This is a genomic window from Sulfuricurvum sp. (assembly GCF_023250475.1).
GTDB lineage: Bacteria > Campylobacterota > Campylobacteria > Campylobacterales > Sulfurimonadaceae > Sulfuricurvum.
In genome coordinates this window covers 1-2,958 of the sequence record NZ_JAHFAQ010000164.1, presented here as the reverse complement: position 1 = coordinate 2,958, position 2,958 = coordinate 1, and the positions used below count along the sequence as shown (strand labels likewise).

At 46.6% G+C, this 2,958-nt stretch carries 4 protein-coding genes; 3 read left to right on the top strand and 1 reads right to left on the bottom strand.

Going from position 1 to position 2,958, the window contains the following annotated elements; translation table 11 throughout:
* On the top strand, window positions 1-484 hold a 484-nt coding region (locus tag Q0C19_RS11415; protein WP_295056115.1), incomplete at its 5' end, for an AIR synthase-related protein.
* A 122-nt stretch (window positions 485-606) separates the two neighbouring features.
* Here Q0C19_RS11415 and murA read toward each other — a convergent pair.
* Entirely contained in the window at window positions 607-1,869 is a 1,263-nt protein-coding gene (gene murA / locus Q0C19_RS11410; protein ID WP_295056112.1) for a UDP-N-acetylglucosamine 1-carboxyvinyltransferase, read from the bottom strand.
* An 86-nt stretch (window positions 1,870-1,955) separates the two neighbouring features.
* On the opposite strand from murA, the gene Q0C19_RS11405 reads away from it, so the two are divergent.
* Window positions 1,956-2,390 (top strand): hypothetical protein, encoded by a 435-nt coding sequence (locus tag Q0C19_RS11405; protein WP_295056109.1) that lies wholly within the window; start codon window positions 1,956-1,958, stop codon window positions 2,388-2,390.
* Window positions 2,391-2,393: 3 nt separating this feature from the next.
* Window positions 2,394-2,958 (top strand): 3'-5' exonuclease (locus Q0C19_RS11400; RefSeq protein ID WP_295056104.1); only part of this gene is annotated, 565 nt, incomplete at its 3' end.

Genomic DNA, 2,958 nt, shown 5'->3' with positions numbered 1-2,958 from the left:
AAATGCATTGTACCTTGTCGGTGCAAGCCGTTCGGAATTCGGCGGGTCGCTTTATATGAAAGAGCTTTACAACGTCGTAGCGGGAACCATCCCAGCTATCGATTACGATAAAGAGCGTGCGTTATGGAACCTCGTGATCGAAGCGAATAAAAAAGGGCTTCTCTGCGCGGCAAAAGACTGTAGCTCCGGCGGTGTCGCGATAGCATTGGCAAAAATGGCGTGTGTGAGCGATAAAGGGGTAGAAGCGACAATCTCCGTAACCGATTCTCGTGATATTTTTGCGGAGAGTATGTCTCGCGCTATTATCGAAGTCGCACCTGAAAACTGCGCTGCGTTCGAAGCGATGGTAGGCGAGTTAGTATGGTCGAAAATCGGTAGCGTAGGTGGAAAAGTATTTGCGGTGAATGATGTGAAAATGGATCTTGCCGAGATGCAAAATGTTTATTACGGAACGTTTCAAAAAGTGATCGAAGGGGATCTATAAGATCCTTTTTGAACGCCAACGGAGCAAAAGCCCCGCTTGACTACGCTCTAACGCTGAGTTCTCTTCAGCGTGATGCGCTCACCGCGCAGTATTCCGCGCTATTTTTCTCCATTAAGATTTTGTTACTCTTTTAATCTCTCAATTTTAGCCCCTAATAGGCGTAATTTTCCTTCTAAGTCTTCATATCCACGATCCAAATGGTAGATACGGTGGACATTCGTTGTCCCCTCGGCTGCCATAGCGGCAAGTACGAGCGCACTCGAAGCACGTAAGTCAGTTGCCATAACATCGGCACCTACGAGTTCACACGGCCCGATAACGGTAGCAGTATGACCGCTGAGTTTGATCTCGGCACCCAAACGTTGCAATTCACTGACGTGCATAAAGCGGTTTTCGAACAAACGCTCTTCGATCGTGCTGGCTCCCTTAGCAATCGTAGCAAGAGCCAAGAATTGTGCTTGCATATCGGTCGGGAATGCCGGATACTCTTGGGTGATAATATCGACATGTTTGAGTTCCGCTGCGGGATGAATCGTCATTGTGTTTTCAGTGCATTCGACGCGGCATCCCATTTGCTCAAGTTTTGCCGTAACGGCATCGAGGTGATCGGGGCGTACACGTTCTAGCGTAATCGTAGAATTGGTGATAGCACCTGCACAGAGATAGGTTCCCGCTTCTATACGATCGGGAATTACTTCAAAATCAACCATCTCGATGGTTTTACCGCCCGTACCGATGATGGTAAGTTCAGGTGTGCCGATTCCGGTGATGTCGATACCGCTGTCGCGGAGAATTTCACACAATTGTACCACTTCGGGCTCTTTTGCACAGTTGACAAGGACGGTTTTACCGTGAGCTAGTGCCGCTGCCATAACGATGTTGGCTGTACCGGTAACGGTGATTTTATCGAAGATGATATGGGCACCTTTGAGACCTTCAGGGGCTACGGCATGGACGTATCCTGCATGGATCGTGATCTGTGCTCCCATTTGCTCTAGTGCTTTAAGATGAAGGTCGATTGGGCGTTGACCGATGGCGCATCCGCCCGGAAGAGAGACTTCACAATGTCCGAAACGGGCAAGGAGCGGTCCGAGGACGAGGATAGAAGCGCGCATCGTTTTAACGATATCGTAGTTTGCCATCGTATGGTTTACGGTGGAGGTATCGACATTGAGAACATGATTCTCTAATGTACAGCTTGCACCGAGATTTTGGAGAAGTTTGAGGAGTGTTTTGATGTCTGCAACTTCAGGCATATTGGTGACTTTAAGCGGATTGTGTGCTAAAAGTGCCAACGTAATAAGTGGCAATGCGGCATTTTTTGCGCCGGAGATGGTGACGGTACCGCTAAGTTTAGTCGGCCCTTGAATTCGTAAATAGTCCATTAAATTCCCACAAGTATAAAAGTTTGATATTATAAGTCAACATAGGTTAAAATTATCAAAATATAGCGATACTCGAAGGAGAAAATGTGAGTTCGGCACTCGATCGTCTGAAAAACCTGACGGCACAAATCTCCAGCTATGAATTAGAACGCAAAAGCAACCTCAAATCACTCGAGGAACTGTACCGAAAACTGGGGATTGATACCAAAGTCGGAGAATTTGATGCACTGTTTGAGTTTAAAGCGATCAACCTCTCGGGATTATCGCTAGGCGATGACGATTTAGGAACCATAAAAGAGGGTAAATACGCTCAAATCATTGCGATTATCTACGATAAAGAGGCTAAAGTCAAAAATAAAAATATCTCGCTGGCCTATTACGGACGTGCCGAAAAGCTGAGTCCATCGCTGAAGAGAGATATTATCGCGTTTGTATTGGGGTGGCGCTTCGAGAAAAGCTTCCGTACTTTAGAACACTATCATAATCTAATGGCGACGCTTAAATCTTTTCCGAGTGAGTAAAACGTGATTTTTCTCGATACGGAAACGACCGGGCTAGAAGTAAAAGATAGAATCTGTGCTTTGGGGATTATTGAGAGGGAATCTACCCATTTCGAGTTAATCCATCCCGGTAAAAAAATCCCTCCCGCCGCTTCTGCCATCCATCAGATCACGAATGAGATGGTGAGCGATGCTCCCTCATTTTCCCAATCCCTCAGTGCCGAAAAACTCAAAAGCCTCAATACTCCTGAAACTATTTTGGTATCGCACAATGCCCCTTTTGAACTTTCGATGCTCCAAAAAGAAGGAGTTGCATGGCAGGGGAGCGTTATCGATACCCTCAAATGCTCCAAATCGCTGATGGATGATTTAGAGGGGTATAGTCTTCAATTTTTACGGTATGAGCTGAGAATTTATCGTGAGGAGGAGAGGGTATTTCAAGAGCATGGGGTATCGCTCGTTCCCCATCATGCTCTGAGTGATGCGCTTCACACGAAAATGGTATTGGAGTATCTTCTCGATTTGGCGGATGTTGAGCGGTTGATCGAGATATCCCAAAGTCATGTTCTCCTGAGCCGTCTGCCGTTTG